At 59.7% G+C, this 25,255-nt stretch carries 25 protein-coding genes and 2 pseudogenes; 12 read left to right on the top strand and 15 right to left on the bottom strand.

Translation table 11 applies throughout. The features are described from left to right. Window positions 1–9 precede the first annotated feature (9 nt). From JOE62_RS16105 to JOE62_RS16090, 4 genes are all read left to right on the top strand, one after another. Window positions 10–768, top strand: a complete 759-nt coding sequence (locus tag JOE62_RS16105) for an energy-coupling factor transporter transmembrane component T family protein (protein ID WP_204723156.1) — start codon at window positions 10–12, stop codon at window positions 766–768. A gap of 2 nt (window positions 769–770) precedes the next feature. Continuing rightward, window positions 771–2,150, top strand: coding sequence for an ABC transporter ATP-binding protein (locus tag JOE62_RS16100; RefSeq protein ID WP_204723155.1), 1,380 nt, complete (start codon window positions 771–773; stop codon window positions 2,148–2,150). Window positions 2,151–2,275: 125 nt separating this feature from the next. After that, a complete protein-coding gene (locus JOE62_RS16095) occupies window positions 2,276–3,028 on the top strand; it encodes an SDR family NAD(P)-dependent oxidoreductase (RefSeq protein WP_204723154.1) in 753 nt (250 codons plus the stop codon). Window positions 3,029–3,241: 213 nt separating this feature from the next. Then, window positions 3,242–4,315 carry an alkene reductase gene (locus tag JOE62_RS16090; protein ID WP_204723153.1) on the top strand — a complete coding sequence of 358 codons (1,074 nt, stop codon included), beginning with the start codon at window positions 3,242–3,244 and terminating at the stop codon, window positions 4,313–4,315. 86 nt (window positions 4,316–4,401) lie between these two features. Here JOE62_RS16090 and JOE62_RS16085 read toward each other — a convergent pair whose 3' ends face one another. From JOE62_RS16085 to JOE62_RS16055, 7 genes are all read right to left on the bottom strand, one after another. Further along, window positions 4,402–5,241 (bottom strand): transporter substrate-binding domain-containing protein, encoded by an 840-nt coding sequence (locus tag JOE62_RS16085; RefSeq protein ID WP_204723152.1) that lies wholly within the window; start codon window positions 5,239–5,241, stop codon window positions 4,402–4,404. Between the two features lie 30 nt (window positions 5,242–5,271). Beyond that, window positions 5,272–6,810: an ABC transporter ATP-binding protein gene (locus JOE62_RS16080; protein ID WP_204723151.1), complete on the bottom strand. Its 1,539-nt coding sequence runs from the start codon at window positions 6,808–6,810 to the stop codon at window positions 5,272–5,274. Then, window positions 6,803–7,654 carry an ABC transporter permease gene (locus tag JOE62_RS16075; RefSeq protein WP_239543450.1) on the bottom strand — a complete coding sequence of 284 codons (852 nt, stop codon included), beginning with the start codon at window positions 7,652–7,654 and terminating at the stop codon, window positions 6,803–6,805. Before JOE62_RS16075 ends, JOE62_RS16080 begins: the two co-directional genes overlap by 8 nt. Next, window positions 7,647–8,600 (bottom strand): ABC transporter permease, encoded by a 954-nt coding sequence (locus JOE62_RS16070; protein WP_338085812.1) that lies wholly within the window; start codon window positions 8,598–8,600, stop codon window positions 7,647–7,649. The genes JOE62_RS16075 and JOE62_RS16070 overlap by 8 nt, the downstream gene beginning before the upstream one ends. A 1-nt stretch (window position 8,601) precedes the next feature. Continuing rightward, entirely contained in the window at window positions 8,602–10,146 is a 1,545-nt protein-coding gene (locus tag JOE62_RS16065) for an ABC transporter substrate-binding protein (protein WP_204723149.1), read from the bottom strand. 216 nt (window positions 10,147–10,362) lie between these two features. Next, on the bottom strand, window positions 10,363–11,646 hold the full coding sequence (locus JOE62_RS16060) for an MFS transporter (protein WP_204723148.1): 1,284 nt from the start codon (window positions 11,644–11,646) through the stop codon (window positions 10,363–10,365). A gap of 105 nt (window positions 11,647–11,751) precedes the next feature. Then, a complete protein-coding gene (locus JOE62_RS16055) occupies window positions 11,752–12,354 on the bottom strand; it encodes a very short patch repair endonuclease (protein ID WP_338085811.1) in 603 nt (200 codons plus the stop codon). A 117-nt stretch (window positions 12,355–12,471) separates the two neighbouring features. Here JOE62_RS16055 and JOE62_RS16050 point away from each other — a divergent pair, with 117 nt between their 5' ends. Then, window positions 12,472–13,533 carry a 2,3-butanediol dehydrogenase gene (locus tag JOE62_RS16050; protein WP_204723147.1) on the top strand — a complete coding sequence of 354 codons (1,062 nt, stop codon included), beginning with the start codon at window positions 12,472–12,474 and terminating at the stop codon, window positions 13,531–13,533. Between the two features lie 60 nt (window positions 13,534–13,593). Here JOE62_RS16050 and JOE62_RS16045 read toward each other — a convergent pair whose 3' ends face one another. Continuing rightward, complete coding sequence (locus JOE62_RS16045) at window positions 13,594–13,761, bottom strand: hypothetical protein (RefSeq protein ID WP_204723146.1); 168 nt, start codon at window positions 13,759–13,761, stop codon at window positions 13,594–13,596. Window positions 13,762–13,889: 128 nt separating this feature from the next. On the opposite strand from JOE62_RS16045, the pseudogene JOE62_RS16040 reads away from it, so the two are divergent. Then, window positions 13,890–14,612, top strand: a pseudogene (locus JOE62_RS16040) (helix-turn-helix domain-containing protein); the annotation flags it as partial. A 12-nt stretch (window positions 14,613–14,624) separates the two neighbouring features. Here JOE62_RS16040 and JOE62_RS16035 read toward each other — a convergent pair. Next, the gene (locus JOE62_RS16035; RefSeq protein WP_204723145.1) at window positions 14,625–16,019 is read right to left on the bottom strand and encodes a cryptochrome/photolyase family protein; all 1,395 of its coding nucleotides are present in this window, start codon (window positions 16,017–16,019) and stop codon (window positions 14,625–14,627) included. Window positions 16,020–16,332: 313 nt separating this feature from the next. Between JOE62_RS16035 and JOE62_RS16030 the strand changes: the two genes are divergently transcribed. Continuing rightward, window positions 16,333–17,709 carry an NAD-dependent succinate-semialdehyde dehydrogenase gene (locus JOE62_RS16030; RefSeq protein ID WP_204723144.1) on the top strand — a complete coding sequence of 459 codons (1,377 nt, stop codon included), beginning with the start codon at window positions 16,333–16,335 and terminating at the stop codon, window positions 17,707–17,709. Between the two features lie 82 nt (window positions 17,710–17,791). On the opposite strand, the gene bcp is transcribed toward JOE62_RS16030, so the two are convergent. Then, window positions 17,792–18,268 (bottom strand): thioredoxin-dependent thiol peroxidase, encoded by a 477-nt coding sequence (gene bcp, locus JOE62_RS16025; protein ID WP_204723143.1) that lies wholly within the window; start codon window positions 18,266–18,268, stop codon window positions 17,792–17,794. A gap of 303 nt (window positions 18,269–18,571) precedes the next feature. Between bcp and JOE62_RS16020 the strand changes: the two genes are divergently transcribed. Further along, window positions 18,572–19,672, top strand: a complete 1,101-nt coding sequence (locus JOE62_RS16020; protein ID WP_204723142.1) for a GtrA domain-containing protein — start codon at window positions 18,572–18,574, stop codon at window positions 19,670–19,672. A 221-nt stretch (window positions 19,673–19,893) separates the two neighbouring features. On the opposite strand, the gene JOE62_RS16015 is transcribed toward JOE62_RS16020, so the two are convergent. The 5 genes and pseudogenes from JOE62_RS16015 to JOE62_RS15995 form a co-directional block, all read right to left on the bottom strand. Next, window positions 19,894–20,247 carry an SdpI family protein gene (locus JOE62_RS16015; protein WP_204723141.1) on the bottom strand — a complete coding sequence of 118 codons (354 nt, stop codon included), beginning with the start codon at window positions 20,245–20,247 and terminating at the stop codon, window positions 19,894–19,896. 10 nt (window positions 20,248–20,257) lie between these two features. Further along, entirely contained in the window at window positions 20,258–21,247 is a 990-nt protein-coding gene (locus JOE62_RS16010; RefSeq protein ID WP_204723140.1) for a sporulation-delaying protein SdpB family protein, read from the bottom strand. Beyond that, complete coding sequence (locus JOE62_RS16820) at window positions 21,241–21,720, bottom strand: SdpA family antimicrobial peptide system protein (protein WP_413456420.1); 480 nt, start codon at window positions 21,718–21,720, stop codon at window positions 21,241–21,243. Before JOE62_RS16820 ends, JOE62_RS16010 begins: the two co-directional genes overlap by 7 nt. 110 nt (window positions 21,721–21,830) lie before the next feature. Further along, window positions 21,831–22,487, bottom strand: a complete 657-nt coding sequence (locus JOE62_RS16000) for a sporulation delaying protein family toxin (protein WP_204723138.1) — start codon at window positions 22,485–22,487, stop codon at window positions 21,831–21,833. 316 nt (window positions 22,488–22,803) lie between these two features. Further along, window positions 22,804–23,694 (bottom strand): annotated as a pseudogene (locus JOE62_RS15995) (SDR family oxidoreductase). Between the two features lie 312 nt (window positions 23,695–24,006). Between JOE62_RS15995 and JOE62_RS15990 the strand changes: the two are divergent. Genes JOE62_RS15990 through JOE62_RS15975 form a run of 4 tightly spaced genes read left to right on the top strand, consistent with a single transcriptional unit; the run spans window position 24,007 to window position 25,174 of the window. Then, window positions 24,007–24,273 carry a DUF7218 family protein gene (locus tag JOE62_RS15990; protein ID WP_204723137.1) on the top strand — a complete coding sequence of 89 codons (267 nt, stop codon included), beginning with the start codon at window positions 24,007–24,009 and terminating at the stop codon, window positions 24,271–24,273. Between the two features lie 33 nt (window positions 24,274–24,306). Continuing rightward, window positions 24,307–24,468 carry a hypothetical protein gene (locus JOE62_RS15985; RefSeq protein WP_204723136.1) on the top strand — a complete coding sequence of 54 codons (162 nt, stop codon included), beginning with the start codon at window positions 24,307–24,309 and terminating at the stop codon, window positions 24,466–24,468. Between the two features lie 56 nt (window positions 24,469–24,524). Next, complete coding sequence (locus tag JOE62_RS15980; protein WP_204723135.1) at window positions 24,525–24,800, top strand: hypothetical protein; 276 nt, start codon at window positions 24,525–24,527, stop codon at window positions 24,798–24,800. A 38-nt stretch (window positions 24,801–24,838) separates the two neighbouring features. Beyond that, on the top strand, window positions 24,839–25,174 hold the full coding sequence (locus JOE62_RS15975) for a 4a-hydroxytetrahydrobiopterin dehydratase (protein WP_204723134.1): 336 nt from the start codon (window positions 24,839–24,841) through the stop codon (window positions 25,172–25,174). Window positions 25,175–25,255: the final 81 nt, after the last annotated feature.

Here is a 25,255-nt window from a genome sequence, read left to right as displayed (position 1 = left end):
CGAAAACCCATGCCCCGCACCATCAAACTTCACCCATTCACCATTCTGGCTATTGCGGTAGCAGTTATCACCATGACTACTGCTGCCAGCCTATGGTGGTTGAGTTGCGCTGTCATGGCACTGTGCCTGCTCATCGCGGGATGGGCGGGGCACCTGAAAAAGTTGGCAGTTCTCAGTGGTGCCATGCTGCTACCAACATTTCTTTCCTTGCTGTTGATTCATGGATTAATTTCCAGGGATCCCTCACCCGCCATTGCACAGTGGGGGCCGTTGCGCGTCACCGTTCATGGACTGGAAGTGGCGCTGTCCTTGGGCCTGCGTACAGCAGTTCTGGTGGTGGTTGGTCTGCTGTGTGGGTTGCTCGTTGATAAGCATCAGTTGGTAGCTGCCATTGATCTTTTGCCCGTCCCGCCGCAGTTGGGATATTTGCTGGCAGCGACATTGTTCTTGCTGCCGCAGATGCGGGACAAGCAACGCCAGATTGGTGAAGCGCAGGCTCTGCGCAGAGTGGGAATGAGGGAAGGCATCACGGGTTGGTTCCAACGCGTACGACTGCGTGCGGTTCCACTGGTTCTTGCCTCGATGCAGGATGCCCAGGACCGTGCTGTGCACTTGTCGGCGCGAGGGTTCCCGGCCACCGGCGCGCGGACTCGTTTGCGTACGGTGCCTGATTCTTCAATCCAGCGTGGCATCCGTTGGGCGGCTCTGGTGTGTGCAGTACTCGGACCGGTCTTGATCTTGGCGCTCGCGCGGATGGGGAGCCACTAGATATGAATCGAAAACTCTCTGAACAGTCGACCTCGGTACTTGGCCTGGACTTGGGTAGCTACGCCTATTTGGACTGCACTGACGTAGTTCTGCATGACATCCAGCTAGATGTATGTCCACGATCCCTCACCGTCATTTCAGGGCCCTCGGGCTCTGGCAAATCAACGCTCGGTGCAATCCTCGCCGGTCTACTTCCGCGCCACGGTATGGACGAACTTGTAGGATCCATCGGGGTAGGTGAAACCCTGATTGAATTCTCTTCAACATCCACCCGGCGCGTTGATGTTGCACAGTGGGCAAAGCACGTAGGCCTATTGCCTCAAGATGCCGGCCACTATCTCTCGGGCATCCGTGGCACGGTCGCCGAAGAGCTGGCTTTCTCCATGGAAAATACAGGGCTTCCCAGAGAGCAGATGCAGCAACGAGTCGCCGAACTTGCGCAGAAACTCCGTCTTGAGCACCTGTTAGAACGGCATCCTCAACAGCTGTCCGGCGGCCAGGAGCGACTTGTCGCCCTAGCTGCCTTGGCCATGAGTGAACCCGATGTCCTCGTCTTGGATGAACCACTGGACGGTTTGGACAAGCAAGCCACGGCGGTGGTTTTCGAAATGATCAAGTTGCTCCGTGCCAATGGGACGGCACTTGTGGTGCTTGTCGATTCAGTGGGAATCTGGGCGCGCGAAGCGGATGACCTCTGGCGCTTAAACGAGGGGACTTTGCACCGCATTTCAGCTGAGGATCTGCTGCAGCCCAGCGGCCAGATACCTCACAGACAACCGGTGACTGCAAACGCACAAATCTTATTGGATATGGGCTCAGTACAACTGGCGTATCCCGGTGCCACCGAGCCTGCAGTAAGCAACCTGAACCTTCAGCTGCGAGCCGGCGAATGTCTGGGTCTGGCTGGCGATAACGGATCCGGCAAAACGACGGTCCTCAAGGCCATCGCCGGCTTGCTGAGACCACAGGCTGGAGCGCTGGCTCTGTCGGGCGACTCAGGCTTGTTGCTGCAGAACTCTTCTGACCAGCTCTTTGAACGTACCGTCCTGCGGGAAGTGTCTTTTGGAATTCCAAAGAAAAGCGCCTTGCAACAACGGGTTCCCGATGTCCTCGCGCAACTAGGCCTCGAACCCTACTCGCAGACCCATCCATATGAGTTGCCAGCATCCGCGCGCAGGCTGGTTGCTCTGGCAACTGTGCTGGTCCACGAGCCAAAGATCCTGCTGCTTGATGAACCGACAGAAGCCCTGGACGAAGCCGGTGAAGCCGTCCTTCAGGAAGTCATCACTTCCGTGCTGGATCGAGGTGGAGCGGTGGTCCTTTCCACACATGATGAGCAGTTCATGGGCAGAACGACCCACCGCGTGCATCATATGTTGTGAAGGTTACGGAACAGACAGGTGTTTGATTGACGTGTCATCGACTTCTGCGCTGCTTCGGAGTAGCGTCCAAGGTATGAGGCCAACGGAAATCCCGTGACCATCTCGTTGCAGAAAGTGAGTGCACTATGGCTCAGTATGATGTGGCAGATCGTTCGGCAGTTGTCACCGGCGCCGGATCGGGTATCGGCCAGGCGGTTGCCATTCTCCTGGCAGCCAACGGAACCAAAGGTGTTGTCCAAGACCTCAATGCCGAGGCCGCCGAGGCAACCGTAGAAACCATCAAAGCCGCAGGCGGGGAAGCGGTAGCTATCGTCGGAGACGCAAGCTCCTCTGCCGTTATTGACGAGACCATCAAAGCAGCCAACGCCATGGCTTCCCTGCAGATTGGCGTCAACAATGCTGGTATCGGCGGGCGGGCAGCCAAAGTAGGCGAGCTCACCGACGAGGACTGGGACCAGATCATCTCGGTCAACCTCAACGCGGTATTCCGCGGAACCCGAGCCCAGGCTAACGCCATGAGCCAGAATGGCGGCGGCTCCATCGTGAATATGGCTTCCATTCTCGGCTCGGTTGGGTTCGCCGGCAGTTCCGCTTACGTCTCTACAAAGCATGCCGTGGTGGGCCTGAGTAAGACTGCCGCCGTCGAATACGCAACCTCAGGTGTCCGGGGGAACAGCGTGGCTCCAGGGTTCATCGATACCCCGCTCCTGCAGAAAATGCCCAAGGAAGCCTACGATGCCTTGGTGTCGAAGCACCCGATTGGCCGACTGGGCAAGCCTGAAGAAGTTGCTGCGTTGGTAGCGTTCTTGGCTAGCGACGCTGCCTCGTTCATCACCGGTAGCTATCACCTGGTTGACGGTGGCTACACAGCCGTTTAATTGACCGCTTCGCGAGTGGAAAGATGAGGCGCGTGTTTCTCGCCCGCTCGCGAAGCATTGGTTTCTCCTTCCGCCATACCGAAGAGCGTGGTTGAGTTTTTAGGCCACCACAAAAAATGATTCAGCTCATAGTTTCCGGAACTCTCGGAATAAGTTGTTTGCAACGGTAGTTACGCAATGCAAGTACAATTTCCACTTCAGGAGTCCAACCCAATGGATCTTTTTTCCCCAGTAGCCCTGGGCGACCTCAAGCTGTCCAACCGCGTGGTCATGGCGCCACTGACCCGTTCACGCTCAGGCAAGGACGGCGTTCCCAACGCGGACGTTGTCGAATACTACCGCCAGCGCGCATCCCTTGGCCTGATTGTCAGCGAAGGAACCTACCCGAGCTTTGCCGGCCAGGGCTTCGTCCGCCAGCCGGGATTGGTCACCGAGGAGCAGATTGCAGGCTGGAAGAAGGTGACCGACGCGGTGCACGCCGAAGGCGGCCTCATCGTTGCCCAAGTCATGCACGCTGGCCGCGTCACCCACCCGGAAACCACCGGTGTCGACTACGTCGAGGCACCAAGTGCCATCGCGGTTGAAGGCGAGTCGCGCACCTACACCGGAAAGCATCCTTATCCGGTTCCCCACGCACTGGCCACCGATGAGCTCCCAAGGATTATCGAGGAATTCGTCACGGCTTCACGCAACGCCATCGCCGCCGGATTCGACGGTGTGGAGCTCCACGGCGCCAACGGCTACCTGCTGCACGAGTTCCTGGCGCCTTCGGCCAACACCCGCACCGACAGTTATGGCGGCTCCCCGGAGAACCGGGCCCGCTTTGTCATCGAGGTAGTGACCGCGGTGGCCAAGGCCATTGGCGCCGGGAAGACTGGGCTGCGCATTTCGCCGGAACACAATGTCCAGGGTGCGGTAGAAAACGATCGTGCGGATGTGCTGGCTACCTACACCGCGCTGGTCCAGGGCATCGGGGCTCTTGGCCTGGCCAACCTGAGCATCCTGCACCATGACCCAGCCGGCGAGCTGGTGCAGACACTGCGCAAGGAATTCGGCGGGCCGGTGCTGCTGAACACCGGCTTCGCGGAGATCACCACCTATGAGGAAGCTGCGCGCGTGGCCGCTGAAGGCTGGGGCGAAGCCGTGGTCGTGGGACGCCCTGCGATTGCCAACCCGGATCTGGTGCGTCGCTGGAAGGAACAGCTGCCGCTGAACGAGCCGGATTTCGCGACCTTCTACACGGAAGGTCCTAAGGGATACACGGATTACCCATTCTGGGAGAACTGATAACGCCAGCTGAATAGCAATGCCAGCGGTTCCGTCCAATCTGCATTGGGCGGGGCCGCTGGCTTAGTGCCATGCTCCGGCGGCGGTTATCCGAACCAGGGCTTCTCGGCAGCTGCCAGTGTGCCGTCATGCTTGGCCATATTCAGCCACTGGTTCACGTATTCCTGGAACTTGTCATCACCCAGCGGCAGCAGGTAGGCCTTCTGCGAGAAGTTGAACGGCTTATCCGGATGCACCGCGCACAGTTCGGGGTGCTCATTTGCCACCCACCGGGTTTCCGAGGCATCGGTGGTCATTACGTCGGCACGCCCGGCAATGATCTCATCGAAGATCTTGTTGTTGTCCTCGAAGCGGATGATCTCACCGTCGAGATAATTCGCGTCGGCGAATTTCTCGTTGGTACCGCCAATCGGGGTGATGGAACGGACCCCGGGCCGGTTGATTTCCTTGATCGTGTCGTACTTCTCCACGTTCTCGCACAGAGTGATCGGCGTCTTGCCCTCGTCCAGTGGGGCTTCACTGTAGTAGGCCTGCTGGGCACGTTCCATGGAAATGGACACCCCGCCCACGGCGATATCGCACTTGGAGAGGAAGTCCGGCATCAAGTCCTTCCATGAGGTCTGGATGAACTCTGGTTCGACGCCCATGGACTCGGCAAGATCCTTGGCCATCGTGATGTCGATTCCCGACCATTCCCGGGTTCCCGGGTCGAGGTACGTGAAGGGCCGGTAATCGCCGGTGGTGCAGACCTTCAAAGTCCCGGCTTCAACGACGCTGTCCAGCCGGGTGCCCTCGGCAACAGTCTCTTTGCCGTCGCCGGATTCGGGGGCTGGAGCCGAACAGCCTGAAAAGAACAAGGCTGCACATAAGGCCAGCAATGGCAACCGGCGGGTGATGGACGGATTCTTCCGTGAACTTTCGGTCATAGCCCATCAATCTATAATCGCTCCAAGTCATCAGCTGGCGGAAGGAACCGCAGCGGTGATGTCCAGCGCGGCCACGAGGTCCTTGCTGTGCTGGTGTTGCGGAGCAGCCAGGAAATCGTCGAGCGGACGATGCTCCACCAGCTCGCCCTCATAGAACACCGCTACGTCATCACTCACGTAGCGGATTACGTCCATGTCGTGGGATATGACCACGAGGCTCAGCCCCATTCGCTCACGCAAATCAAGCAGCAGGTCGAGGATGCGGCACTGGGCTACCGAATCCAGTGCCGACGTGGATTCATCGCATATCAAAACCTGCGGCTCGGTCAGCAGAGCTCGTGCGATAGCAAGCCGCTGGAGCTGGCCGCCGGAGCACTGGCCCGGCCTGCGATCCAGCAATTCCCCGGGCAGCCCCACCTGGGCCATGGCTTGCGCCATGCGCTCGCCGGCCTGGATTGCCGGCAGCCGGTGCACCGCGGCGCTCATCGAGGTGCGGATGGTAAGCCGCGGGTCAAAGGAGGAATACGGTTCCTGGGCAATGACCTGCACCCGTGTTGCTTCGCCTTTGCGGTGCGTATGAATGATGCGTCCGGTGGTTGGCTGTTCCAACCCGGCCAGCAGCCTGGCGAGGGTGCTCTTGCCCGAGCCGGATCGGCCCACCACCCCCAGGATCTGGCTGCCGTGCAGGCGCAAGCTCGTGGGCTTCAATGCTGCCGGGCCTTTTGCACGGCGCGTGTAGTTCTTGCCCGCATCCACCGCTTCCAGCAAGCATGCGGAATCCTTGACGCGGGGAGTGCGCTGGGGAGGCAAGCTGGCTTCGACCAGTTCGCGTGTTTTAGCGTGGCGGTCCTTGGAGAAGATTTGCGCGGTGGGGCACTGGTCCACAATCCGACCGTCGCTGACTACTACGACGCGGTCAGCGATGTGCTGGATGCTGGCGATGTCATGGGTAATGAACAGGACGCCTACGCCGCGCTCCTGCTGCTTGCGGCGCAAGAGCTGAAGTACTTCGGCCTTGAGGATTGAATCCAAGGATGACGTCGGTTCATCAGCCAGGATGAACTCCGGGTCAGCGGCCAGGGCGATGGCCAGCATGGCGCGTTGGGCCATCCCGCCGGAGAGCTGGTCCGGGCGCTTGCCGGCAATCTGCTTGGCGGGGGACAGGCCTACTTCCTCGAGCAAGGACAGCACCTGAACCTCATGCTGGCGGGCCTTGCCCCGGCCGTGGGCTCCCAGGGCTTCGAGCAGGTGCGCGCGGATGGTCAGCCGCGGGTTCATCACACGCTTGGGCTGCTGGAACAGCATGCTGATCCGCCGTCCGCGCACCGAGTCCATGGCTTTCTCGTCCAGCTGATCAAGGCGCTGGCCATCTAGCAGGATCTGCCCCTCAGCGCGCAACTGCTGGGGCAGCAGGCCGATAATCGCCTTGGTGAGCAGCGTCTTGCCGGAACCGGAACGCCCGACAACCGCCACCAATTCGCCGGCTCGCAGGGCGCCGCGTGCCTCGGAAAGCAATCGCTGATCGCCGGAGCTGACCGAGAGATCAATGAATTCAAGTTCCCTAGTCATGGGTTTCCGCCTTGGCCTCGGTGGCAAGCACGTCCTGCCCGCCCAGCACTTGGGTGATGCGATTGCCCAGGAGGGTAACGCAGCAGCTGACCAGGAAGATGGCGGCGCCCGGCGCAATCATGCCCCAAGGGGAGCGGATCGCATGAGGTTGGGCCTCGGCCAGCATCGAACCCCAGTCGGATTGCGGCGGCTGGACTCCGATGCCCAAATAGGACAATGAGCCGAGCAATACGAGCAGCAGCCCGAAGCGCAATGCGGCCTGGGCCAGCACCGGACCAGCGACGAAGGGCAGGACGTGGTGGCGCAGGATAAACCAGTGTGAAGCGCCCACATGCTTGGAGGCCTCGACATGGTGGGTGCTCAATGCCTGGGCCGCCATGGAACGCACCAACCGTGCCGTGGGGGTCCACGCCACAACTCCCACGGAAAGCACCATGGTGGAGAACCCGGGACCCATGACCGCAATGATCAGCAGCGCAATCACGATTTCGGGCAGCGCGAGCAGCAAATCGTTCACACGCAGGAAGAGCTCATCCAGCCACCCGCCGCGCACCGCGCTGAGCAGGCCCAGTGCGGTGCCCACCAGCAGCGAGAACAGCGTGGTGATCAGTGCTACCGATAGCGAGAACCGGCCACCATGCAGCACCCGGCTCAAGGTGTCGCGGCCCAGGGCATCAGTGCCCAGCAAGTGGGCCAGGCTGGGTGCCTGCAACCGGTCCGCCAGGCTCTGGGCGTTGGGATCATAAGGGGAAATCCACGGGGCGGCGATGGTCAGGATGACCACTGCCAGCAATATGAACGCGGGAGGTGAAAGCAGGATTTCCCTGGAATGATTCCTAGCCATGCCGTACACCAATCCTCATATTGGGGTCACTGATCTTGTGCACCAGGTCAACGATTCCGGTCACCACCACGGCACAGGCCACGACAACCACCACGCCGCCCTGGGCTACCGGGATATCAGCATCAACGATGGAGTCGAAGATCAGCCTGCCCATGCCGGGAATGGCAAAGATGACCTCGACAATGACTGAGCCGCCCAGCAGCCCGGCAAACCAGACACCGACCATGGTCCACAATGGCAGCAGCCCGTGGGGAACCACATGGCGAACCAAAGCCTGGGTGCTGCTCAGCCCGCGGGCACGAGCCGCCAGCACATGTTCAGAGTCCAGAGCCTGGCACACCCCCGAGCGCACCGCGACGGTGAAGAAGCTGATGGGACGCAAGGCCAGAATGAAGACCGGGAGCACCAACGAGGCAGCGGAACCGAACCCGGCCGAGGGCAGCAGCGAGAAGCGCACCGCGAAGAGCAGCACCAGCAGCGGAGCCAGCGCGTATTCAGGGATCGCAATGAGCGCATGGGTGATGGAGGTGATGAGCCTATCTGGCCATTGCCCGGCGCGGGTCGCCGAAGGGACGCCCAAAAGGATGGAGGCCACTATGGCCACCAGCAGGGCGCTGCCGGCCAAGGATAGGGTGACGCCAATGGCCGGGAGCACCTGGTCGGCTACCGGGGTACCACTGATATGCGAGATGCCCATGTCTCCGGTGGCGAACCGGCCCAGCCACCTTCCGAATTGCACCAGCATCGGGTCATGCAGGCCGAATTGCTCCGCGTAGGCCTGCACCGTTGCCTCATCGGCAGCCCCGATGTCCATGCGTGCGCGCAGCAAGGACCGCACGGGGTCCCCGGGGGAAACAAAGGGGACCAGGAATACCGCGAAGGATGAAAGCAGAACTGCTGCGCCGAGTCCAAGGACTCGGCGCAGCATGGTGGTTAGAGGAGACACGCTAGCTGGTCTTCGCCAGATCCTTGGTCAGCACGTAGCGGGTCAGCGGGTCCTGGACGTAGCCCTGGACCTTGGCTCCCACGGCGTCAATTGCCTGCTCGTTGACCAGCCAGACGTTCGCGGCGTCTTCGGCGAGGATATCGCCTGCCTTGCGGTACAGGTCGTGGCGCTTGGTTTCATCCTTCTCCACCAGTGCCTGGCCGACCAGCTTGTCATAGTCCTTATTGCAGTAGTGGCTCAGGTTGTAGCCGCCCTCGCAGGTGTAGTCGGACTGCAGGAAGCCGATCGGATCAGCGATGTCGATCATCCGGTTGCGCTGGCTGAGGATCATGTCGTACTTGCCGGCCAGCACATCGGGCTCCGCGGCGCCGTAGGACTTGGTCACTACGTTGGCCTGCAAGCCGATCTGCTTGAACTGCTCCTGGATGATGGCGCCTACCCCGGCGAACTCCGCGCGTTCGGTGATCGCAATGATTTCCAGCGGCTTCTCCTGCTGGTATCCCGAGGCTTCCACCAGCTTCTTGGCTTCCTCGAGATTCACCTGGGGCACTGTCAGATCCGGGTTGGCCCAAGGCTCGCTCGGGGCAAAGGGGCCGGTGGCAGGCTGCGCAGCGCCCTCGTAGATACTCGCGGCCATGGCCGGCAGGTCCAAGGCCATGGTGGCGGCCTTGCGCAGCTCCGGGTTGTCGAATGGAGCGCGCGAGTTGTTCAGGTACAGGGTCGAGGTGCGAGGCGAATCGGCCTTGAGCACGCTGATCTGCTCATCGGCCTCCAGGGTAGCCAGGCTGGTGGCCGGGATGGACATCGAGATGTCCGCTTCGCCGGTCTGCACCTGGGTGGCACGGGTGGCGCCTTCGGTGATGTAGCGGATTTCTCCGCCAGCCAGCTTCACTTCGCCGTCCCAGTAATTCTCATTGCGGTCCAAGGTCAGGGACTGCCCGGCTTTTTCGGAGACCGGGGCGAAAGGCCCGGTGCAATGATTCATCGGATCGATGCCCTTGCCGGTGTACGCGGCAGGGGAGAGCACACCTGCGTTCACGCTGGCCATGCGGTAGGGCAGCAGCGGATCCGCGCCGGGGGTGGTGACCCGCACGGTATCAGCGTCGAGGGCTTCAACCTTCTTGATGGTCTTGGGGTTCACCGCACGGGCCGGTGCGGTCGCCTTGAGCACATGGTTGAGTGAAGCGGCTACGGCCTGGGCATCCATGATGGTGCCATCTTGGAATTCCACGTTCTTGCGCAGCTCGAAGTCCCATTCGGTGTCCGAGGACTGCTTCCAGGAGGTAGCGAGCATCGGTTCGACGGTTTTGGTTCCCTGGTCGTATTTGGCCAGGGTTTCCAGGCAGCCGGCGATGGAGAGCACGTAGGCGTCGTCGCTTTCCAGCGCCCAATTGGAGACCGGGGCACGGAAGTTGGCCACGACTACCCGGGCCTCCGGGTCCGCTGCTTTCTCCGGAGCGGAGCTGGCGGAGGTAGAGCTGCAGGCGGCCAGCGCGAGGGCAAGGGCCGCGAATCCTGCGGCAGCGCTCAATCGTCCAAGTTTCATGGAAATCCTTCGGCATTACGTGATGGATTGGCATCTAATGCAATAGTGCCTTGGTAAGCGTACCCTAATTAGCGGCCTTGTCTTGCTGATAATTACCCCGCTTGAAAACCGGAAGGAAAGCACCCGTGCAGCGTTCTGTAAGAGTTGAAGCTGAGTAGTGCAAAGTTGGGGTGCCGTATGGAAATTTTTCGCAGATTAGGCGTCATGTGTCGCAGTTCATGCACCCTGGGCAAGGACACCTGAGCGTCGCACGAGTAATGTGGCGAGCCAAGCAGCAAGGCCCAAGGGGAGCATGAGGAAAAGCCAAGGCAGGAAGCCGGGGATGAGATCCCGGCCGGCCTGCGCCAGCAGCCACCCGACCAGCATGTTCCCCACCAGCACAGCCAGGCCGCCGCAGCTGGCGAGCAGGCCGAAGTAGGATCCAGTGGCGCGGTGCCCGGCGAATTTTGGAACCAACGACAAGGCCGTGGGATGCACGCTCATATGCCCCAAAGCCAGCAGAGTGACCGCGCACAGAATGCGGATCGGACCAGTCTGCTCGCCGAAGGCAGAGGCCGGGAGGAACGCCAGCACGCCAAATCCCAAAACGCTCGAGAAGTACCCGCAACGCAGGGTCGCCGCCGCGCCGATCCGTGCAGCGATCCAGGCGACGGGCAATTGCAAGCCCAAGGTCAGTATAGAGATCCAAGCGAATACCAGTCCCAGCCACTGGGTGGGCATGCCAGTGCGTTGCAATTCCAGGGGAATGGCCAAATAGAGCTGGTTGTATGCCAGCAAGTCCGAGGCATGCAAGGCGCAGAACGCCACGAACTTCCGGTCCGCAAGGCAGCGCCGCAGGCTGCCGGGCTGGTGCTTCGGCTGTGCCGGGCTTTCCGAGCGATCGCGCGAATAACTGTCCGGGGCGGGACGGCGCAAGGCTGCAGCGAGGAACAATCCGATGGCGATGAAGAACAGCGCCCCGAAGCCTGCAACTGTTGCGAACCCCCAGCCCCACAGTGCAGCCCCGACCAGCGGTCCGGTCACGGCGCCAATCTCTCCGGTAAGGCTCAGCCAGGCAAACAGGGAGGCCCGTTTGGCTCCTGTGGCCTGGCCCCTGTCGCGCGCGGTCTGGGCCGCGCCCACCAGAATGCTCAGGCCCGGGGAGAAGAGCGCTCCGCCGAATCCGGTGAGCAATGTACCGAGGATAAATAGCCAGAGCTGCGGGTCGCCCAAGGACAGCGAGGCCGCCAGTGTGGAGAACCCCACGGCGCGTACCGCGCAACCAATGAGAATCATGCGCCGGGCGCCGAAGCGATCGGCCAGGCTGCCTCCGGCCAGGAAGAGCCCTTGCTGGGCGAAGGTCCGGACACCCAGGATCAGGCCCACCGCGGTACCTGCCAGCAGGAAGTCGTTGGCTAGCACTACAGCAAGGAAAGGAACCACAGCGTAGAAACCGATATTGAACAGCGTCTGTGTTCCCAGCAGTACCGGGACTTCGAAGCGGGACGTGCTGTTTTTCATGGACCTCGGGGAACGTGTTGGTTTGCTGCGGGCAGGCCATGGCAGGCCTCATGGTTCGAGCCGTTGGCGGCGGCAGTACCCATGTCCCGGTTGGACTCTTCGATCTTAGCCAACCCCGGTGCCCTTGGAGGGGTCTTGCGCGGTGGCGCCGCTCTGTGCGATGCGGACGGGGCCGAGGAAGCTTGCTGCCCTGTGCAAGATGCCATCCATCGACTTCAGCTCGCACTCCCAGAGCGTCAGCGATTCCCAGCCGAGCGCTTCAAGGTCACTGCGGTTGCGTCTGTCCCGGGCGATATTGGCATCCAGCTTGGGATGCCAATAGCCGGTATTGGATGCGGGGCGGCGCTGGCCCACCGGGCAGTCGTGGCCGTGCCAGAAGCAGCCGTTGACGAAGATCGCCTTGCGCCGGGCACTGAAGACGAGGTCCGGGGAACCGGGGAGCTTCCCGCCCCGCAACGGGATCCCGGGATGCAAAGAGCGCAGCTGGGCAACTTGCTGTGCAGGCAGGATGCCGTGCACGCGGTAACGGTACCCGGCGGCATGCAGCAATCGGCGCAAGGCCAGTTCCGGCCCGGTGTTCTTGCTGGAAATGCGCGACATGAGCCGCGAACGCTGCGCCGCCGACATGATGTCCATAGTCCATTGTGCGCCGCTAACCAGGCCGTGCGTTGCTGGCTGGGCATTGACTGGATGGCTTGCTGAGGCCATCGGGTGAAACCTCTTGCAACGGTTCTCAAATCCTGGCGGCCGCGGTAGCTTGGGTGCTGGAAGCACCGATCGGCATTGGGCCGGTCGGGAACAGGCAGGAAGATTCGAGGGGGAGCCATGCGAGCAGCACGGTACTACGACCAAAAGGACATCCGGATCGAAGACATCGATGAGCCGGTGCTGAAGCCCGGAACGGTGGCCATCGATGTTGCCTGGTGCGGCATCTGCGGCACCGATCTGCACGAGTACCTGGAGGGCCCGATCTTCATCCCGTCGGCCGGGCATCCGCACCCGATCTCGGGGGAGAGCGCGCCGGTGACCATGGGCCATGAGTTCTCCGGAACCATTACCGCCCTGGGCGAGGGCGTCACCGGCCTCGAAGTCGGCGAGAACGTCGTGGTGGAACCCTACATCATCCACGAGGATGTGGACACCGGCGAAGGCCAGCAGTACCAGCTTTCCCGGGACATGAACTTCATCGGCCTGGGCGGCCGCGGCGGCGGGCTATCGGAGAAAATCGTCGTGGAACGCCGCTGGGTGCATCCCATCGGCAAGATCCCACTGGATGAAGCCGCGCTGATCGAGCCGCTGTCCGTGGCCCACCACGCCTTCGTCCGCTCGGGCGCCCAAGCCGGGCAGGTGGCCATCGTGGGCGGGGCCGGCCCGATCGGCCTGCTGACCGCAGCGGTGCTCAAGGCGAAGGGCCTGGAAGTATACATCTCGGAGCTCTCCGAGGCCCGCAAGGCCAAGGCACGGGAAACCGGGGTTGCCGACGAGGTTTTCGATCCCAGGGATGGGGACGTGGCCGAGAAGGTGCGCGAAGCTACCGGTGGCCGTGGTGCGGATGCCGGATTCGAGTGCTCCTCGGTCCCGGCGGTGCTGGACATGCTCCTGGACGCGGTGGCTCCCGGCGGGGTGATCGTCAACGTCTCGATCTGGGGGCATAAGCCTCAAGTGGACATGCCCAAGCTGGTGCTGAAGGAAATCGACCTGCGAGGCACCATTGGCTACGCCAATGACCATCCGGACACCATTGCATTGGTGCAAAGCGGCAAGCTGGATCTGGCACCGTTCATCACCGGGCGCATCGGACTTGATGAGCTTATTTCCGAAGGCTTTGACCAGCTGATCAACAACAACGAGGAACACGTGAAGATCATCGTTGATCCGCGGGCCTAGCCAGCAATCCTCGGCCATGGGGGGCCAGTAGGATACCTGGCACTGGCCCCCGGGCTGTGGCTAGTGGTGCTGGTGTTCAGCCTGTTTCATCTTTTCCATGATTCCCGGGTCGATGTCTCCCGAATGATGAATGCCGTGTTCGGAATGAGGTACCGCCAGTTCTCCGGCGGACGAGGCTGCCAACCCCATACTGGCAACCGCCGCAACGGCAACTGAACTGGCAAACATGCTCCCGAGGACAACTAGGTGTTGCGGGTCATGACGTTGTAGTCACGGATCGGGGATGAAGGAACGGGTCCCTGACCGGCACGATGGGTGGTGCTGAAGCCGTCCATCTGCTGGAAGAGACCCGTTCCATGACCCACCGTAATTCGCCGCTGACCCCTGCCGGAAGGCTCCGCCTGGTCGAACGTGTCGAAACCGATGGCCGTCCCATAGCCCACGTCGCCGCCGAAGCAGGCATCGCCCGCTCCACACTCACGAAGTGGGTCCACCGCTACCGCGACGACGGCATCGAAGCTCTTCAGGACCGCTCCAGTGCTCCGGCCAGGCGCCCGTCGCGGCTGCCGACCGAGGTCCTCGAGCTCATCGACGCCTGGCGACGGGACCGCAAGTGGTCTGCTCGCCGCATCTCCCTGGAACTCGCCGGCCGCGGCTACCACTACTGCGTCCGCACTATCGGCAGATGGCTGCAGCGGCTGGGGATCTCCCGCCGCCGAGACCTCGACACGACAGGGGAGAACAACCGAGAGAACGGGAAGATCATCGCCCGCTTCCCGGGCCACATGCTCCACCTGGACGTGAAGAAGGTCGGCCAGATCCCCGACGGTGGAGGCTGGCGACTCCACGGCCGCGGCAGCACCCGAGCACGCCACCAGCGTGTGGGCTACACCTACCTCCACTCCGCGATCGACGGCTACTCCCGCCTCGCCTACACCGAGGCGCTCGAGAACGAGACCGCGGCGACCACCATCGCCTTCTTCTCCCGAGCCCGTGCTTTCTTCGCTGCGCACGGCATCAATCGCCTGGTCCGGGTGGTCACCGACAACGGCGCCAATTACCGCGCGAGGACCTTCGTGCGCAGGAGTTCTTCAGCTTGCATCCCCTCGGAGTTTCATCTGCTCATAGGCGTCCAATGCCTTGCGCCGCGATTGCTTCAGATCCACGATGGGCTCCGCGGCCAACGGTGCGAATCGGGAGGCATAGCTTCCTTGCGGGTCGAATTTCTTGGCCTGCAATTCCGGATTGAAGACCCTGAAATACGGCGCAGCATCGGCGCCGCTGCCAGCAACCCATTGCCAATTGGCGGTATTGCAGGCAATGTCCGCATCCACCAAGGTGTCCCAGAACCAGCGCTCGCCGACCTTCCAATGCACCTGCAGGTTCTTGACCAGCAGGCTGGCTGCAACCATGCGCACCCGGTTGTGCATCCATCCGGTCTGCCAGAGCTGCTGCATGCCCGCGTCGACCAGGCGAAAGCCCGTCTTACCGCACTGCCAAGCGTCGACGTGGCCCGAAGTTTGCGGATCGTCCTCCGGCCACGCCCAGTCGAAGTGGTCGAACTCTGCGCGAAGGTTCCGCTCCGGCAGGTGCGGGTGATGGTAGTACAGGTGCCAGCAGAAGTCCCGCCAGGCCAGCTGGCGCCGCATTGCGGTGGCCCCTTCGGCTGCTTTGGGATTCTCAGCGGCAAGCCGGCCCAGAGCATCCCACATTTCGTGGGCGCCCAGATGCCCCCAACGCAGCGCAGGGGACAGGGCGGAAGTTCCGTCCAGATCGGGCCGGTCATGGTGAACCGGATAGTCTTCGGCAATTGATTCCAGGACCTCTTCGAGCCGTTGGCGCGCAGGCGCTTCGCCGGGTTCCCACCGCTCTGCCAAACCTGCAGTCCAATCCGTTGTTGCCGGCATCAGTTCGAGATCTTCCAGTTCGAGACCGGAGGGGATTGCCGATTCGGTGACGTGATCTTGGGCTGCAGGTGCTGGGAGCGGGGGCCTGATGGTGCTGTCGCGCAAGGCATTGTAGAACGGTGTGAAGACCTTGTAGCCGGTTTCGTTCTTGGTCATCAGTTCCCACGGTTCGTGCAATAGCGTGCCGGGATAGCTGTGAGCTTCGAGTCCGAGGTCGCGTAGTGCGGTTTTGGCTTGGGTATCCACCTCGCGTTCCGGTTGACCATAACGGCGGTTCCAGTGAACAGCCCCGGCCTTGGTTTGCTTGGCCAAATCCGTGATTTTCTCGTCCGCTGAACCTTTGGACAGGACAAGCGGAATGCCCAGTTCCTCCAGTGACGCCTGTAGGCTTTTCAACCCCTGGTGTAGCCACCACTTGGCCGCACCACCCAATGGGCGAATGCCCGGGGAATCCTCGTCAAGAATGAATACTGCGATCACTGGTCCTGCGGATAAGGCGGAGGTTAGTGCTGGATTATCTGTGGTGCGCAGGTCATCGCGGAACCACATGAGCTGGACTGGTGGTGGCGAGTGGTTCATTTGAGTGCTTCCCTTTCGATGCGCTAGTCAGGTAGTTAGCTTAGCTAATTAGATCCATGCGCGGTTCCAACCTGTGTCGTGCGTCGGAAATTTCGGGCACTGAATCATGTTTTCCCTCGTCAAGACAGTGGCAGAAACCTTGGGCTTGCCTGTGCGAGGGTGACGGCAGTGCCCCACACGGACTCGGCTGAGTACAGCTGAATCATTCCTGCAATGAATACTGGTCATCCGGCGGCATCTGCTTGCCAAACGCCCAGGCATTGCTGGCAGACTGAGCTGTGGACACTAATCGATGCGAAATCCAAGGAGCGGCATGAGCATGTATGCGGTAACCAACCCTGCCACCGGCGTCGTCGAGGCAACCTACCCGACCGCGACCGATGAGCAGATCCAGGAAGCCATGGCCAAGGCGCATAACGCCTACACCCAGTGGTCGGTCTCCGCGCTGGAGGAGCGCGTCGCCCTGCTCGAACGCGTGGCCGACATCTACGAGGCACGAGCCGAGGAACTGGCCGCGATCATCACCCGCGAAATGGGCAAGCCCATCAAGCAGGCGCTGGGCGAAATCGGCATCGTGGCGGCAATCTACCGCTACTACGCCAAGAACGGCCCGAAGTACCTGGAGGACGAGGAGCTGGAAATCGCCTCCGGCGGCACGGCGCTGGTGCGCAAGGAAGCAGTGGGCGCGCTGCTGGGCATCATGCCGTGGAACTTCCCGTACTACCAGGTGGCCCGCTTTGCCGGACCGAACCTGATGAACGGCAACACCATCCTGCTCAAGCACGCTCCGCAGTGCCCGGAGTCGGCGCTTGCCATGGAAGAGATCTTCCGCGAAGCCGGTGCGCACCAGGGCGCGTACGTGAACATCTTTGCCACCAATGAGCAGGTCGCGGACATGATCGCGGACCGCCGGGTGCAGGGCGTCTCGCTGACCGGTTCGGAGCGTGCCGGCGCTGCCGTGGCGGAAATTGCCGGACGCAACCTGAAGAAGGTCGTGCTGGAACTCGGCGGCTCGGATCCATTCATGGTGTTCGAGGACGCAGACGTGGCGCGCACCGCCAAGCTGGGCATGCGTGCACGCTTCGGCAACACCGGGCAGGCCTGCAATGCCGCCAAGCGCTTCATCGTCGACTCCTCGGTCTACGATGACTTCTCCAAAGCGCTGGTGGAGCAGGTCTCCGGGATCACCGTGGGCGACCCGTCCCAGCCAGAGAACTTCCTCGGCCCGCTGTCTTCGGCCGCGGCCCGGGACGGACTGGCCGCCCAGGTGCAGGATGCCATCGACAAGGGTGCCCAGGTGCTGGCCGGTGGCAAGCCGATCCAGGGCGATGGCGCATTCTACGAACCGACCGTGCTGGCCGGGGTGACTCCCGAGATGCGTGCGTTCTCCGAAGAGCTCTTCGGCCCTGTCGCCGTGCTCTACAAGGTGGACGGCGAAGAGGAAGCCGTGGCCCTGGCCAACAACACCGACTACGGGCTGGGAGCTTCCATCCACACGCAGGACATGGAACGCGCGCAGCGCGTGTCACTGCAGCTGCAAAGCGGCATGGTGGCCATCAATGAGCCATCCGCTACCTACCCTGAGCTGCCTTTCGGGGGAGTGAAGCGCTCGGGCATCGGCCGCGAGCTGGGCAAGTACGGCATGGACGAATTCATCAACCACAAGCTGGTGAAGATCGCCGGCCGCTAAGCCGCCGAAAAACTGCAACGGTCCTGCCTCCCGAAAAACTCGGGAGGCAGGACCGTTGCAGTTCACGGCACTTTTGCTGGTGCTAGATGCCCAGCGAATCGCGCAGGCGGCTGACATGCCCCTGGGCATCAACGCCGTATTCGATCTGGCTGATGGTGCCGTCTTGGCCAATAACCGCGGTGGAGCGCAGGGTGCCCACGAAGGTCTTTTCCCCGAAGGTCTTCTCACCATAGGAGCCGTAGGCCTTGGCTACTTCGCTGCCCGGGTCCGAAAGCAGTGGGAAGTTCAGTGCCTCGTCGCTGGCGAACTTGGCAATCTCTTCCGGCTCATCCGGGGAAATTCCCAGCACCGCGTAGCCGGAGCTGCGCAGCGAGTTGAGGTTGTCGCGGAAATCGCAGGCTTCGGTGGTGCAGCCCGGGGTGGCAGCCTTGGGGTAGAAGTACACGATGACGTTCTGCCCGGCGTAGTCGGACAGAGCTATGGTCTGACCCTCAGCGTTGCGTAGGGAAAAGTCTGGCGCTTGCTGGCCGACAGACAAAGGGGAGGACAGTTCTGACATGATTCCAACTTTCGTATTGTGGTATTTGGTTTTCATCATATGACCACTCGTAGTCGGAGGCTAGAGGGAAGCCTGGAATAAGTCTTACTGTGCGTTGCACGCCGGGATCCTTAACGCCACCTGCCAATGCATGATAGGCAATGAAAGCCATCGTAAAAGATGTTGGACTGTGCCGATGAAAGCTTGTTCGAGCGAACCAATTTTCCACGCACTGTTACGGATACCTTCGGCTGACCCCTTGCGCAGATTTGGCAATGAAAGTGCTGCTGGCCAGCAGGACCCTGAAGAAGAAATCAGGACCAAATGAATCAGCCGACGAAATCCCAGCGAACCGTCGGCCTGATCGCTGATCCGGGCATCGCCCGAGCCTTATCAAACCGCGTCTCCAAGCGATTGGAAATCAAGCTTAACCACGGTCATGAATCCGACTACGAATGGCAGGTTTACAGCGACACCTATACCCTGCCGCTCGGGGACAGCGGACGCGTGGCGCTGAACAACAAAGTACCGGAACTGAGGGAAAGGCACGGTTGGGACTTCATCATCTATCTCACCGATGTACCGCACTATGTACAGGAACGCCCCGTGCGTTCGGTGATCAGTCCGCAGGATGCTTCTGCGGTGTTGAGCGTGCCGACGATGGGCTTTTGCAGAATCGGAGTCCTCGCACAACACCTCGTCGAACTCGTGCAAGAGCTGACGACCGGTCAGGAACCACTGCGCACCGGCTCTCAACTAGCCAAGACCATCAGCATCCAAGGCAGTCTTCCCGACGGAGATCAGTCCCAAGATCGGGCCACCAGTATTGAGGGGCTGCGCGGGCGGATCTTGCTCATCGGAGGCATGGTCAGAAGCAACAGGCCGTGGAGACTGGTGCCGAGGCTATCCTCAGCCATGGCTGGCGCCGTAGCCACCGGTGCCTTTGGCGTGTTCTACACCAGCATCTGGTCCATGGCTGATTACCTGTCGACACCGCGTCTGGCGGTGATCACGGTCTTCAGCATCGTTGTTCTGACCATGTGGCTACTGCTGCACAATCGGTTATGGGAGAGCCCGCAGGGCAGTCGCCGGCGAGAAAAGCTGGTGGTCTATAACGCAGCCACCTTGCTCACCGTCGGCATAGCCGCAGGCACCATGTACATCCTGCTGTTCCTGGCTCTATGGCTCGGTTCAGTGGTGGTCATTGACCAGGAGTATTTGGCTTCCGAGCTGGAACACCAAGTTGGCATGGCAGAGTATTTCAACCTCGCCTGGCTTGCCTCATCGTTGGGATTGATGGGCGGCGCTGTCGGTTCAAGCTTCGACGACGTGGCGCGCGTGCAGCGAGCGACCTTCAGCCAAAGGGAATGTGAACGCAGGAATATGGACTTTTCACTGGACGGGCCAGTTGAGGGCTCCGCATAAGTTGCGGAGCCCTCGATGGTGTTAATTGGTTGGTCAAAATCGGAATGTTAAGTCACGAATAATCCAGGATCTAGGCAGTCCGTGAATTGGGTGCAGTGGCGACACAGGAAGTTGCATAGGCTAAATTAGATGGACGTTCCCTGCTGCAATAACGCATATTGGGGTGAAGGAGCGTCTGACCATACATAGCTTCCATTGTTCGCAAGCGTTTCAATACAGAATCATGCGGCGCGTGCAGCCTTGTTCGCCACCGAAGTCGCATAAACGAGAAGGCCGACGTTGATCAGGACGCCTACCCAACCGGCCACTCCGGCCACGTGAGCGTTTCCGAGTGCCATCAACAGTCCGGTAGTGATGGCGCTTGCGGCTGCGACCGCTACCGTGCCCCATAAGATGGGGTTGGCCGCCCTGTGCCCAGCTTTCCAAGCATCGTCGGAAGCGAGAGTGTGCTTGGTTTTCAGCCCGAAGACGCGATTAGCGGAAAGCGAGTCTGTTCGACTCATATATGCCAACAGCGCGCAGATGATTACGAACAGGATACTTACGACGAGAGCTCCAAATGCCAGATCTTCCATGGTTCTTCCTTTAGATAGAGGTTGTTAATCGCTCGTCACGTACGCGATGAGCATCTTCATCCGGGATGGTTGTAGTTGGTGCTTCAGGTACCTCCGATACACGGGTACGTATCGCAATAGTTGGCATTTTCGCAGGAGTTCCTGCCATTGCTGCGACAACTCCGCCAATCATCACTAGAGCGAAGGACCAAAGACCGATGACGATAATAATTCCGACGTGCAAGGCTACACAGAGGCCTAAAGACACCAACCGAAAGCGATTTTTCCCAAAAAGCAGGAAGTAGGCGATCGCTAGTTCAGTAGCGATTGTTCCCCACGTCAGAGAAAGTTCGAGCCAGGGCACGGATGTTACCCAATGAACCGCGTTCTGGAGATGAGTTGGTGCTCCGAAAAATTCTCCACGAGTTACGTAGTAGATCGCAGTTCCGTCTTTCCATTCCTGTACGGAAAGTTTGGGAATCGCGGCATTAATATATATCCATGCCATCTGTAGCCGAATTACCCAATGAGCGGCCCACGTGAATCCCAACATTGGACCCTGCGGGGCGGTTCTCAACGACGCACTGTCCCAGTGGCTTCTCCTGCGATCACCGATTAGCAGGAAAACCAAGAACAGGGTGATCACTTGTGCTGCGGCCTCGCCACCGTCAGGAAGTGAGATTCCTGTTGAGATGGAAATCGTTGCCCAATAATGTGGCACGGCCGTTAGTGCGGGAAAAATTCCTACGATAACTAATAAGAGTATGGCAATAAGTAATACCGTGATCCACGGACGTGATTCCTCATTGCCGAGGCAGTATGCAGTAAGGCTCTTCCATCCATCACACTGTGGTTTTGGAGTTTCGCCAGCAATTGGCACAAAAAGAAAACGAGTTGGCGTAAAGCAAAGAACCGTTAGCTGTGCGATGGCGATTAGTGATCTTCCTGTCCCGACCCAGCGATCCGCACCTAAATAATTTTGGGTCGCGTTATGGATTCGTTGAAGTGTCACCGTCAGCATGACACCTCCATGATTGCCGCCCGCTTCGCAGTGCGTGTCGACGAGGAAAATTCTCTAAATGACCACCGAATTGGCTCGGTCTCGAGGGCAACGACTTTCCCGCATAATGTGGGAGCAGGAGTTATTGCATCGAACTCTTGAGGGGTCATTCCTTTATCCAGGGTATCTTCGGCGCAAATCTGGGGTTCGTTCGAATCGCAGTCTACCCACCGGGTAATCTCGTTAACGTAGCCAGCCAATTCAGGCCCCTGTGCACGTTGCGCGCGCGATAGCCCGAGGAGGTTTTTGAGTTCCGCCTGAGGCGGAGCTAACGCTGATACCGGCCCTGAATTAGCTCCCACGGAAAAAGGAACAATTTCGCTTTCGCTTGGGGGCTTGGTAAAAAAGGCCCATCCCTGTGGGAGTAATTCGGTGCTAGTCTGCCTCAGTGGGGAACCATCACGAGAAACAAGTACGTTACTCGGCAACGACATGATGATTGATATCAGTAGGATCAGAACAAAAACAGCCAATGACAGTAAGCCTCCCCATGCCGGGCCACGATTCGGTGATGCGCCTGTCTGAGTTTCCTGCATAGCGACGACTAGTTATTCAGCGCACGAGTCATTTTTGCGATGAACTCGTCTCGTTCAAAGGCAGTGCTCTGAGTAGGGTCATCCATTAGGTAGACCCAAGCCACAGCCAAGGTTGCCACCGCGAATGTGGCTGCCGCAACATTTGCATATACCACGCCATTCGCAACAGCAAGCACAGTGACGCCTACGCATACTTTAAAGGCACCACAACCAGCAGCGTTGGCCACGGGAATACCTGAACTATTTGATGAGGCGGCGCTCTTGCTCTTCAGATAATCTTGAAACGAAGATGTCAAATCGGACAGGGCTTTTTCAACTTCTCTTGGCTGTCCGGATGCGAGGCGATTTTGTACTGAAGCTGTGGTCTTTGGCGCAAATTTCACATAATCAGTGATCAGTTCTTCGAGAGCTGCTTCATCTGTTGCGGGGCGATCATCTGCGAACCCAAGGAATCTAACCAGTTCGGGGTTTTTTTCAGCTACGGGTCCCGTGCCAGCTAGAAGCAGTTTGAGAGTATCTTCTACTGAATATGAGCCGACGATATCCAGTTGGCTGGTGGCGGAAGGGATTGATTTTGGGGTCGATGTCTGTCCGGCAAATGCGCTTGTTGGAGCGACCAGAAGTGCGGACGTAACCAGTAGCGAAATGAGCTTCTTGTTCTTCAAGTTTGGATCCATATTCCTTATTGTGTTCTCAAGGAGACCAGCAAGTGTGAGCAATGATGGGCATGAACAATCAATTAGTAGTGATCAAATAAACTAACTGATAGCTCAATCCCTCTGGTTACGAGCGTAAATAGATTTATTAAAATTTGCAATCATACTTAAGTATGAGGGTAATGCCGTCGGTTCCAACTTCGACCACGTGGCGCTCGTGCAGCAAGTTACTTTCAGCCAAAGGGAATACGAGCGCAGGAATATGAACTTTTCACTGGACGGGCCAACCGAGGACTCCGCATAAGTTGCGAAGCCCCCGGACAGGCTACGGCTGGTTCTTGCCACCGTTAACATGCACGGTGGATCCCACAACATACGATGCCTCGTCACTGGCGAGGAAAACATAGGCCGGTGAAACTTCCACAGGCTGTCCAGCCCTGCCTAACCAGGTGTCGTGTCCGAATTCCGGCAGGGCTTCGATGGGCTGGCCATCCGAAGGCTGCAACGGAGTCCAAATAGGGCCCGGCGCCACTGCATTGACTCGAACGCCTTGTTTAGCTGCCTGCGAGGCCAAGGACTTGGTGAAATTGCTGATGGCACCCTTGGTGGCGGCGTAGTCCATCAAATGATCCGACGGGTCAAAAGCCTGGATGGAAGTGGTATTGATAATGGAGTCACCTTTGCCGATGACCTTCAGTGCGGCACGGGACAGTGCAAACATCGCAAAGATATTCACGTCGAAGGTCGCTTCGACCTGTTCATCGGTCAAGTCTTGGAGGGAGCCAACGCTGATCTGCTTGCCGGCGTTATTTACCTAGATATCTAATCCGCCCAAAGCGATGGCGGCATCATCTACCAATGAATCCCGATAGCTCCTCTCGCGCAGATCTCCGGGCAGATGCTTAACCTCCACTCCAGCGTCCTTGAGTACTTCAGCCACGGTCCGGGCATGGGATTTTTCCGCCGGAAGATAAGCCAACGCAACGTCAGCACCTTCACGGGCAAAAGCAATGGCCACCGCAGCGCCAATTCCCGAGTCGCCACCGGTGATCAGAGCCCGCTTGCCCTTGAGTCGCCCGTGGCCCTGATAACTGCGCTCGCCGTGATCGGCCTTGGGCTCCATCTGGCTATCCAGCCCAGGTTCCGGCTGGCGCTGTTTTGGTGGACTGATGCGTTCTATGCCCGCCCGCTGAGTATCTGGTGTGGGATCTTGCATGAGAATTCCTCCTGCAGCTGGTGGATGGTGCGGGGTATCTAGCCCGGCCATTTCGATCAAGGCCTAGTCTTCGCACAATGCGATCGAACTGACAGCTTCTGTATTGATCGTGGAGGCAACGGCCAGAGCATGCCCTGTTCGAGTACAGATTCACGCCCCGGCAGAATCTTCGTGGTATCGAGGAATCTGTGTCCGAGCGCAAAACCGTCTGCACCCCCTTTTATCTGGCCGTCGAGTTCGTTAGCGTGGGGCGCACAAGGTCCTGCACCCAACCGAGGTCTTGCAACAGCAAGCAAAGAACGGAGAGACGAATTGGCAGGAAAACCCCAAAGCCCCATCAAGGACGAAGAACTCTACGAAGAACTGCGCAAGGATGGGAACTCCAAGCAAAAGTCGGCCCGCATCGCCAACGCGGCAGCCCGCGACGGCCGCTCCGCAGTCGGCCAACGCGGAGGCGAGGCCGGCGACTATGAAGACTGGACGGTCGCTGAACTTCGCAAACGCGCCGCGGAAATAGGCATTGACGGTCGCTCGAAGATGGTCAAGAAAGAACTGATCAAAGCCCTGCGCAACTCGTGATCCTCGAATCAGAGCGAAAATCAGGAGGCCGGAATGAATGACCGAAAGACTCCAGAAGAGCCAGCACGCACCGCTGAATTTGATGAATCCACCGAGCCGGGGGATGAACGAGTAGTCCGTCGGGGCGAAATCAATAACGATCCTGATCAAGCAGAAACATCTGCAAACGACGATGGCCGGTTCGACGCCGGTTAGCACGATGAAGACAAAACAAAGCTGTCTTCACGCCTTACTAGGAATGGAGAACAGCCATGGGAATCATGGACAAGGTCAAAGAACTTTTTGGGCAGGCCACGGACAAGTTGAAGGATCCGGACCAGAATCTGGTTGAAAAAACTTGGCCAATGGGAGAACCCGACGATGAGCATCTGCCTCAAGAAGGGCAAGACCTCGAAGGCGAGCAGACCGCAGGTGAAGAATTCACTGACTCCATGGAAGGCGAAGAGCAGCCTTCCTCATCAAACCAGGGTGAGCCGGTCACTGGGGCAGACCCTGAGCTGACCGACCCGGAACGGGACAACTACTAGAAGCCGGCTCGGCCAGGGAGCTGGAAAAGAGGTGAACCATGAGCGGTACGGACATTCTCGACACCCAACAAGTTAATGAATACCTCCAAGAGCTTCCCGAGTGGCGACGCATGCCCGGAGCCATTGCGGTGGTATTTGAAACCCAGACTGCAGCAGCTGCTATCGAGCTGTTCAATGACATCGCCCGGGCGGCGGAACTCGACAACCACCACCCTGATGTTGACTGGCGATACAACCGTCTATTCGTGACCACAACTTCCCATGACGTGGGCGGAGCAGTCACCACCAGGGATATTGCCTTGGCAACCAAGATCTCCGATTTTGCCAAAGAGCGAGGAGCGACCGCCCGAACAGATCTCATCAAAGCTGTTTAAGTCGTGAGGGAGGCTGACGGTTAACAGAACGTCAGCTTTCAGTGAGCGTCGAGGTGCAAGATTGCCGGCGGTTGTAGCTTT

It is taken from the genome of Glutamicibacter nicotianae, assembly GCF_016907615.1.
GTDB lineage: Bacteria > Actinomycetota > Actinomycetes > Actinomycetales > Micrococcaceae > Glutamicibacter > Glutamicibacter nicotianae.
Note: the sequence above shows the minus strand (reverse complement) of the source record. Positions and strands in the feature narration are given on the sequence as shown.

Excerpts from the sequence above, each read along its gene's own strand:
- JOE62_RS16105 (WP_204723156.1), top strand. The coding sequence starts at position 10 with ATGCCCCGCACCATCAAACTTCACCCATTCACCATTCTGGCTATTGCG.
- JOE62_RS16100 (WP_204723155.1), top strand. The coding sequence starts at position 771 with ATGAATCGAAAACTCTCTGAACAGTCGACCTCGGTACTTGGCCTGGAC.
- JOE62_RS16095 (WP_204723154.1), top strand. The coding sequence starts at position 2,276 with ATGGCTCAGTATGATGTGGCAGATCGTTCGGCAGTTGTCACCGGCGCC.
- JOE62_RS16090 (WP_204723153.1), top strand. The coding sequence starts at position 3,242 with ATGGATCTTTTTTCCCCAGTAGCCCTGGGCGACCTCAAGCTGTCCAAC.
- JOE62_RS16085 (WP_204723152.1), bottom strand. The coding sequence starts at position 5,241 with ATGACCGAAAGTTCACGGAAGAATCCGTCCATCACCCGCCGGTTGCCA.
- JOE62_RS16080 (WP_204723151.1), bottom strand. The coding sequence starts at position 6,810 with ATGACTAGGGAACTTGAATTCATTGATCTCTCGGTCAGCTCCGGCGAT.
- JOE62_RS16075 (WP_239543450.1), bottom strand. The coding sequence starts at position 7,654 with ATGGCTAGGAATCATTCCAGGGAAATCCTGCTTTCACCTCCCGCGTTC.
- JOE62_RS16065 (WP_204723149.1), bottom strand. The coding sequence starts at position 10,146 with ATGAAACTTGGACGATTGAGCGCTGCCGCAGGATTCGCGGCCCTTGCC.
- JOE62_RS16060 (WP_204723148.1), bottom strand. The coding sequence starts at position 11,646 with ATGAAAAACAGCACGTCCCGCTTCGAAGTCCCGGTACTGCTGGGAACA.
- JOE62_RS16055 (WP_338085811.1), bottom strand. The coding sequence starts at position 12,354 with ATGGCCTCAGCAAGCCATCCAGTCAATGCCCAGCCAGCAACGCACGGC.
- JOE62_RS16050 (WP_204723147.1), top strand. The coding sequence starts at position 12,472 with ATGCGAGCAGCACGGTACTACGACCAAAAGGACATCCGGATCGAAGAC.
- JOE62_RS16045 (WP_204723146.1), bottom strand. The coding sequence starts at position 13,761 with ATGTTTGCCAGTTCAGTTGCCGTTGCGGCGGTTGCCAGTATGGGGTTG.
- JOE62_RS16035 (WP_204723145.1), bottom strand. The coding sequence starts at position 16,019 with ATGAACCACTCGCCACCACCAGTCCAGCTCATGTGGTTCCGCGATGAC.
- JOE62_RS16030 (WP_204723144.1), top strand. The coding sequence starts at position 16,333 with ATGAGCATGTATGCGGTAACCAACCCTGCCACCGGCGTCGTCGAGGCA.
- bcp (WP_204723143.1), bottom strand. The coding sequence starts at position 18,268 with ATGTCAGAACTGTCCTCCCCTTTGTCTGTCGGCCAGCAAGCGCCAGAC.
- JOE62_RS16020 (WP_204723142.1), top strand. The coding sequence starts at position 18,572 with ATGAATCAGCCGACGAAATCCCAGCGAACCGTCGGCCTGATCGCTGAT.
- JOE62_RS16015 (WP_204723141.1), bottom strand. The coding sequence starts at position 20,247 with ATGGAAGATCTGGCATTTGGAGCTCTCGTCGTAAGTATCCTGTTCGTA.
- JOE62_RS16010 (WP_204723140.1), bottom strand. The coding sequence starts at position 21,247 with ATGCTGACGGTGACACTTCAACGAATCCATAACGCGACCCAAAATTAT.
- JOE62_RS16820 (WP_413456420.1), bottom strand. The coding sequence starts at position 21,720 with ATGTCGTTGCCGAGTAACGTACTTGTTTCTCGTGATGGTTCCCCACTG.
- JOE62_RS15985 (WP_204723136.1), top strand. The coding sequence starts at position 24,307 with ATGAATGACCGAAAGACTCCAGAAGAGCCAGCACGCACCGCTGAATTT.
- JOE62_RS15980 (WP_204723135.1), top strand. The coding sequence starts at position 24,525 with ATGGGAATCATGGACAAGGTCAAAGAACTTTTTGGGCAGGCCACGGAC.
- JOE62_RS15975 (WP_204723134.1), top strand. The coding sequence starts at position 24,839 with ATGAGCGGTACGGACATTCTCGACACCCAACAAGTTAATGAATACCTC.